Genomic DNA, 6,761 nt, shown 5'->3' with positions numbered 1-6,761 from the left:
CCGGGCGTGCCTGTGCTGACACACCCACTTACCCCTTCCCCCACACCACCGCCCACCCCCCCCTCCCTATCACCCCGCCCTCCGCCCCCCCCCATTCCCGCTTTCCGGATCCCTCAGGGGCAGGCTCGGCGGTCCGGGCGGATCGGGGCGGGTGCCGCGGCCCAGGGGCGTTCCAGGTGGTGTGGCGCGGGGCGCGTGTGAGCGAAGGGTGACGGCCGGACGCCCGGCGGATCGCCATCTGTTCGGGTGACGGGCCGGAACCAGGCCGGGTGTGGCGGGTTGTTGAAACAGGGCTTCTGTACCGGAAGTCCTTGTACCGAAGGGTTTGCACGATGAAGAAGATCATGGCGGGCGCCGCCGTCGCGGTGTCGATGCTCGGGTTCTCGGCCGCGGCGGTCCCGCAGGCGATGGCGACCGGCAACGACCACGGCACGACCACCGTCAACGGCAACGGCGCCGAGACCGCTTACGGCAACTCCACCACGCACGGCAAGCTCAGCACCCAGCTCGGGCTGGTCCAGAGCTCGCTGAACAACCTGTGCCTCGGTGTACCGGTCAAGGCGAACGTCGGCTCGCTGATCGGTCTGCTGGTGCCGATCACGGCCCAGGACATCAACGTTCTGTCCAACCCGCAGAACCAGCAGTGTGCCGAGAACTCCACCCAGGCCAAGGGCGACGAGCCGCTGTCGCACCTGCTGGACGACATCGCCGCACTGTCCGCGAACGGCGCGGGCAACAGCTGACGGCCCGGCGGCCCGGCCGCCGCGTACGTCCCCGGGTGGCCGGGCCCGTGACCTCCATGGCGCGGGCCCGGCCACCCGGTCATACGGGGGCGCTCCGCGGGGTGATGGGGGGAGGAAGGCCGGCCGTGGGAGTGCTCGGCGGCCGGCCGAGCGGATCCGGCGGGCCGCTCGGCCTGGGCCGCCCGGTCGAGACGGCCGTCGGCATCGCCGGACGACTCGACCGCAGCGCCGTCGTACCTTGCGGGCCCGGCGGCGCTGCGGCTGGAAGCCACCCGGCGCGGACGACGGCTGTGCGGATCAACGCGTCAGGGGCCCGCCGCGGTACGGGAAGGATCGTTCTTTCCCTCATTGGTGGGACCGGCGTCACCGGGGGTTTGAAGCGGCTCGAACGCGACGGTCGGGGGCGCCGGCGCCCGCCGGGTGCGCCGGGGTGGGGGAGCGCTCCGGCGCCGGTCGGGGCATCCTCTGCGAAAATGGCTGGAGAAAAGCCGCAAAAGTGACGAAAGGGGGAGTGCGGCATGCGTATCGCGCTGGCGCAGACGGACTGCCTTCTCGGGGACGTCGAGGCGAACCTCACCGTCGCGGGGGAGCAGATCGAGCAGGCCGCGGCACAGGGCTCGGACCTGGTGGTCTTCCCCGAACTCAGCCTGCACGGCTACCACTTGGGCGAGCTGGTGCGGGACACCTCCGTGGAGGTGCGCGATCCGCGGGTGCTGGAGCTGAGCACGCTCGGCCCGGACGTGCTGATCGGACTCCACGAGCACACCAGCCTGCGGGCGTACAACACCTCGGCGTACTACGCGGCGGGGGAACTGGTGCACGCGCACCGCAAGCTCTATCTGCCGAACTATCTGGCCTGGGAGGAGCGCAAACACGTCAGTCCCGGGCAGTCGATGCGGGCGTACGACCTCGGGAAGGGCGGTGGTGGGCGGGCGGCGACGCTGGTGTGCAACGACGCGTGGCAGCCGGTGCTGCCGTGGCTGGCGGTGCAGGACGGCGCGGAGGTGCTGTTCGTGCCGACGAACAGTGCGGCGAGCCTGGACCCGGAGGCGATGGACACCGGGCTCTACTGGGACACCCTGCTCTCGTACACGGCGCGGATGCTCCAGTGCTGGGTGGTCTTCGTCAACCGGGTCGGCAGCGAGCACGGCGCGACCTTCTGGGGCGGTTCGCGGGTGGTCGATCCCCGGGGTGCGGTGGTGGCGCAGGAGCCCAAGTGGGAGCCCGCGCTCGTCACCGTCGATGTCGATCCGGCCGAGGCGCGGCGGCAGCGCCGTGCCGTGCCGCTGATCGCGGAGGCGCGGCTGGGGCTGGTCGACCGTGAGGTGCGGCGCCTGATCGACGAGGGCGGCGACCACTGAGCGGCGGGCGCGGCGGCGGCCCGCGGTACGCCGGGGGTGTGGTGCCCCCGGGGCGGGTCAGTGCCCGGCGGGGGTCGCCTCCGTGCGGGCGGCGGCGGACGCGGCGGCGGGCTGCTCGCCGGGTGCGGGGGTGCGGTCGTCCTTGAGCGCCTTCGCCTCCGACTTGAGGATGCGCATCGAGCGGCCGAGGCCACGGGCCATGTCGGGCAGCTTCTTCGAGCCGAAGAGCAGGACGGCGGCCACGATGATCAGGACCAGGTGCCAGGGTTCGATGGCGTTCCGGAGCATGGTGCGCTCGCTTTCGTCGGGGTGCCGGCGGACGTTCTGCCCAGTATGACCGGAACGGTCCCGGCGTCAGGTGGAGGGGGGCGTCCGGGGGAGGGGTGCCGCGCGGTGTTCATCAAGGGGCCGTGCGGTCGTCGTCGGGGCGCCGCTCCCCGCGCGGAGGGTACGCGGAGAGCGTGACGGCCCGGTGTGCCGCGCGGCGGACGGCGTAACGGGCGGCGGTGGCGGCCTCCGGAAGCTTATTGAAAATGGTAATCATGTAGAGATGTTAGCCCGGAGGGCAGGGGGCGGGGTGGCGGGGCGTGGTGCCCGCCTGTCGGCCGGTGTGCGGTGAGGCGGCGGGGGAACCCGTTGGGGATGGCGTACGTCTCTGGGGTGACCGGCGAGGTGGATGGGGTGTGCGGGGGTGGTGGGGCTCGGGTGGCCTTTCCGTGTTTGACGTGCGGTAACGGCGTCGGCACCGCCCGTCGTGCACGTGCATCTGTACATGCATCTGCATATGAACCTGGCTATGCTGCCCCGTAGTTGAACACCAGTCATGACGGGGGAGCACAGTGCCGCACGCATACAACGGGATGGCCGCGACCGACCTCCCCGGCGCCTCCTGGCAGAAGAGCCGTCACAGCAATTCGCAGGGCTCCTGTGTGGAGTTCGCGAAGCTTCCCGGCGGGGAGATAGCGGTACGCAACTCGCGTTTCCCCGAGGGGCCCGCCCTGATCTACACCCCCGCCGAGGTCGAGGCGATGCTGCTCGGCGCCAAGGACGGGGAGTTCGACCACCTGGTACGCGACTGACCCGCCGCCGCGCCGCCCCGGTCGCGGGAGCCCGCCCTTGACGCGCCGCAGGTAGCTGCGCGGCTGCCTTGGCGAAGGGCGTTCCCGCAGGTCAATGACGCTTTACGAGTCAGTCGGCGGTGAGGCGTGCGGCTCCGGGGCCACCCTCGGAGGCCCGTACCCCGGAATGAGGAGCTGCCGCCCGCGCACGCGGGAGGTGCGTGCTCGCGCCCGCGTCGTTCCCTTCGCGTGCGGCCCCGCCCGCCACGTCCGTACCTCCGCTCTCGCGTACGGCCATGGGTCTGCCGGGGGCGCCGTGGTGGCGTCCCCGGGCGTGGTGCCGGTCCGGGTTACGGGATGCGGAAGAGGGCCCAGACGATCTTGCCGTGCGGGGCGCCGGTGAGGGGCTGCCAGCCCCAGCTGTCGCTGAAGGACTCGACGAGGTAGAGCCCGCGGCCGCCCTCCGCGCCGAAGTCCGCCTCGCCGGCGACCGGTGAATCGTCGCTGGGGTCGCGGACCGCGCACACCAGCCGTGAGGACCAGTGCATCAGATGCAGCCGGGCCGGCGGGGCGTCGCCGGCCAGCTCCGGAGCGGCGAGGACCGCATGGCGCAGGGCGTTGGTGACCAGCTCGGAGACGACCAGTCCGACACCGTCGAAGAGGTCTTCGAGGCCCCAGTCGCGCAGCGTGTCGCGGGTGAACTTCCGTGCGCTGCCCACCGATTCGTAGTGCGGCGGCAGGGAGCAGGAGGCGGAGCCGGAGACGGTCCAGGGGTCGACGGGAAAGACGCTCTGCTCTAACGGATCGAGCCTGGTCAAAACCTTGGTCCCCATGCGAGGCACTCCTGGCGTTCGCGGACGTCATGACCCGGCCGGTCAGCGGGGTCTGGCGGATCTTTCACGAGCGTGCATGCGTGCGACGCCCATGGTTCCGAATGCGTACGCCAGATGCAAGGGCAGATGCACGTGCAGCTGCCGTGATTGCGGGGGTGCCTCACGGTTCGCGGGCAATTCTTCTCGGGGGCATCTTGTGGAGGGCGTGGGCGGACCTCACATATCAGTAACCGGCCGAGCACTCAACGAGGCGGGAACGTGGCAGACTGCCGGGCACTGTCGGGCGGGTCGGGGCCATGGGAGGGGCGGAACGGTGTCGGCAAGTGAGTCGAACGGGTCGGTGGTGCGGAGGATCCTGCTGGGATCGCAACTGCGCCGCCTGCGGGAGTCGCGCGGCATCACCCGTGAGGCGGCGGGCTACTCGATCCGCGCTTCCGAGTCCAAGATCAGCCGTATGGAGCTGGGCCGGGTCAGCTTCAAATCCCGTGATGTGGAAGACCTGTTGGCGCTGTACGGGGTGAACGACGAGCAGGAGCGCGCGGCGCTGCAGTCCCTGGCGCGCGAGGCCAACGTCGCGGGCTGGTGGCACAGTTACTCCGACGTGCTCCCCGGCTGGTTCCAGACATATATCGGGCTGGAGGGCGCCACTTCCCTGCTGCGCACCTATGAAGTGCAGTTCATCCACGGCCTGTTGCAGACGGAGGAGTACGCCGACGCGGTGGTGCGGCGCGGGATGCCGGACGCCGCGCCGGAGGAGATCGAGCGCCGCGTCGCGCTCCGCCTGGAGCGGCAGAAGCTCTTGGTCGCCGAACGCCCGACGGAGTTCCACTGCGTACTCGACGAGGCCGCGCTGCGCCGCCCGTACGGCGGCAGACGGGTGATGCGCGAGCAGTTGAGACATCTCATAGAGGTGTCGGAGCGGTCGAATGTGCGCCTTCAGGTGCTGCCCTTCCAGATGGGCGGGCACTCCGGGGAGAGCGGGGCGTTCACGATGCTGGGCTTCCAGGAGGACGGGCTGCCGGACATCGTCTATCTGGAGCAGCTCACCAGCGCGCTCTATGTGGACAAGCCCGAGGAAGTCGCCCAGTACGCACGGGCGATGGAGCGGTTGCAGGCGGAGGGGCCGGGGCCGTCGGAGAGCAGAGACCTTTTGCGTGGTCTACTCCAATTGATGTAACGCGCGGGTAGGATGACTGATCATCAGGAGGAAATACCCCACAACTGGGCGTCGAGCGGGCCCAGTTCTCCAGATCGGGATGGCATGTCCTACTTCGACGACTTGGCGTACCAGTTCATCGACGGCGAGTGGCGCTCCGGGAGCGGCTCGTGGGACATCGTCGATTTCAATCCCTACAGCGGGGAGAAGCTGGCCTCCATCACGGTCGCCACGGCGGCGGAGGTCGACGCGGCGTACCGCGCGGCGGAGCGCGCGCAGCGCGGGTGGGCCGAGACCAATCCGTACACCCGGCGGCTGGTCTTCGAGCGGGCGCTGCGGATCATCGACGAGCGGGAGACGGAGCTGGCCCAGGCCATCGCGGCGGAGGTCGGCGGCACGCGCGCCAAGGTCGGTTTCGAACTGCATCTGGCCCGGGAGTTCCTGCGCGAGGCGGTGCAGCTGGCGCTGCGGGCCGAGGGCCGGATCCTGCCCTCGCCGATCGACGGCAAGGAGAACCGCCTCTACCGGATGCCGGTCGGCGTCGTCGGGGTGATCAGCCCGTTCAACTTCCCGCTGCTGCTCTCGCTCAAGTCGGTGGCCCCGGCACTGGCGCTGGGCAACGCGGTGGTGCTCAAGCCGCACCAGAACACCCCGATATGCGGGGGCGGGCTGGTCGCCCGGATCTTCGAGGAGGCCGGGCTGCCGGCCGGGGTGCTGAACGTCGTGGTCACCGATATCGCGGAGATCGGCGACGCGCTGCTGGAGCACCCGGTCCCCAAGGTCCTCTCGTTCACCGGCTCGGAGAAGGTCGGGCGGCACGTCGCGACGGTCGCCGCCGCGCAGTTCAAGCAGACCGTGCTGGAGCTGGGCGGCAACAGCGCGCTGGTCGTCCTCGACGACGCGGATGTCGACTACGCCGTCGACGCGGCGGTCTTCAGCCGCTTCATCCACCAGGGCCAGGTCTGTATGGCGGCCAACCGTGTGCTGGTCGACCGGTCGCTGGAGCGGGAGTTCACCGAGAAGTTCGTCGCGAAGGCCGCCTCCCTCAAGGTCGGTGACCCGGCCGATCCGGCCACCCACATCGGGCCGTTGATCAACGCGGGGCAGGCCGAGGCGATCACCGCGCTGGTCGACCGGGCGGTGGGCGAGGGCGCCACCGCGCTGCTGCACGGCAAGAGCGAGGGCACTCTCGTCGGGCCCAGTGTCCTCGGCGGGGTGGCGGAGGACTCGTGGCTGCTCGGGCAGGAAATCTTCGGCCCGGTGGCGGTGCTGGTGCCGTTCGACGGCGACGACCACGCGGTGCGGCTCACCAACGCGACGCCGTACGGACTGAGCGGCGCGGTGCACACCGGCGACATCGAGCGGGGCGTGCGGTTCGCCAAGCGCATCGAGACCGGCATGATCCACATCAATGACGGCACCGTGCACGACGAGCCGATCGTGCCGTTCGGCGGCGAGAAGCGCTCCGGTCTGGGCCGTCTCAACGGCGACGCGATGGTGGAGGCGTTCACCACCACCAAGTGGATCTCCATCCAGCACGGGCGGTCCCGCTTCCCGTTCTGACGGCGGTACGCGGCCGGGTGCCCGGCGTACGTCCCGGCCCGGGACCG

The 6,761-nt window shown here is 70.6% G+C and carries 7 protein-coding genes; 5 read left to right on the top strand and 2 right to left on the bottom strand.

Features of this window, described 5'->3' with window-relative positions; translation table 11 throughout:
- The first annotated feature begins 332 nt into the window (after nt 1-332).
- Together ACZ4M8_RS17415 and ACZ4M8_RS17410 are read left to right on the top strand one after the other, a co-directional pair.
- The gene (locus tag ACZ4M8_RS17415) at nt 333-743 is read left to right on the top strand and encodes a rodlin (protein WP_467608123.1); all 411 of its coding nucleotides are present in this window, start codon (nt 333-335) and stop codon (nt 741-743) included.
- Between the two features lie 518 nt (nt 744-1,261).
- On the top strand, nt 1,262-2,104 hold the full coding sequence (locus ACZ4M8_RS17410; RefSeq protein ID WP_467608120.1) for a nitrilase-related carbon-nitrogen hydrolase: 843 nt from the start codon (nt 1,262-1,264) through the stop codon (nt 2,102-2,104).
- A gap of 57 nt (nt 2,105-2,161) precedes the next feature.
- On the opposite strand, the gene tatA is transcribed toward ACZ4M8_RS17410, so the two are convergent.
- Entirely contained in the window at nt 2,162-2,392 is a 231-nt protein-coding gene (tatA, locus tag ACZ4M8_RS17405) for a Sec-independent protein translocase subunit TatA (RefSeq protein ID WP_467608119.1), read from the bottom strand.
- Nucleotides 2,393-2,943: 551 nt separating this feature from the next.
- On the opposite strand from tatA, the gene ACZ4M8_RS17400 reads away from it, so the two are divergent.
- On the top strand, nt 2,944-3,183 hold the full coding sequence (locus tag ACZ4M8_RS17400; protein WP_467608116.1) for a DUF397 domain-containing protein: 240 nt from the start codon (nt 2,944-2,946) through the stop codon (nt 3,181-3,183).
- A 329-nt stretch (nt 3,184-3,512) separates the two neighbouring features.
- Here the strand turns inward: ACZ4M8_RS17400 and ACZ4M8_RS17395 are convergent, their stop codons facing one another.
- Entirely contained in the window at nt 3,513-3,995 is a 483-nt protein-coding gene (locus ACZ4M8_RS17395) for an ATP-binding protein (protein ID WP_467608115.1), read from the bottom strand.
- Nucleotides 3,996-4,308: 313 nt separating this feature from the next.
- On the opposite strand from ACZ4M8_RS17395, the gene ACZ4M8_RS17390 reads away from it, so the two are divergent.
- Nucleotides 4,309-5,172, top strand: a complete 864-nt coding sequence (locus tag ACZ4M8_RS17390; protein ID WP_467608112.1) for a helix-turn-helix domain-containing protein — start codon at nt 4,309-4,311, stop codon at nt 5,170-5,172.
- A gap of 84 nt (nt 5,173-5,256) precedes the next feature.
- Nucleotides 5,257-6,714: an aldehyde dehydrogenase family protein gene (locus tag ACZ4M8_RS17385; RefSeq protein ID WP_467608110.1), complete on the top strand. Its 1,458-nt coding sequence runs from the start codon at nt 5,257-5,259 to the stop codon at nt 6,712-6,714.
- Nucleotides 6,715-6,761: the final 47 nt, after the last annotated feature.

The organism is Streptomyces sp. NPDC027185 (assembly GCF_055567035.1).
This window is presented reverse-complemented; position numbering and strand designations above follow the sequence as displayed.